The organism is Paraburkholderia sp. SIMBA_030, from assembly GCF_046535245.1.
Taxonomy (GTDB): Bacteria; Pseudomonadota; Gammaproteobacteria; order Burkholderiales; family Burkholderiaceae; genus Paraburkholderia.
In genome coordinates this window covers 1-273 of the sequence record NZ_JAWRXB010000484.1, presented here as the reverse complement: position 1 = coordinate 273, position 273 = coordinate 1, and the positions used below count along the sequence as shown (strand labels likewise).

The window sequence follows — 273 nt, the reverse complement described above, 5'->3', positions numbered from 1 at the left end:
CCGGGCAATTGGAGCTCTGGATAGCCCATATGGGCGGCCCTTTCTGGGCCCGTAAGGATGACCATGCCTGGTCCATCCCCAAAGGTGAATTTGCTGAGGACGAAGACGCGCTGGCTGCCGCGCATCGCGAATTCACGGAAGAAATAGGCTCGCCTCCTCCACCGGCCAACTACGAGTTGCTGGGCGTTTTCCGGCAGCCCACAGGAAAGCTCATCACTGCGTTCGCGGCTGAAGCCGGAGACTTCCAACCGGAAAAGATCGTCAGCAACACTT

Annotated in this window: 1 protein-coding gene; it reads left to right on the top strand. The window is 59.0% G+C overall.

The features are described from left to right. Positions 1-29: 29 nt before the first annotated feature. On the top strand, positions 30-273 hold a 244-nt coding region (locus SB772_RS40890), incomplete at its 3' end, for an NUDIX domain-containing protein (protein WP_410838638.1).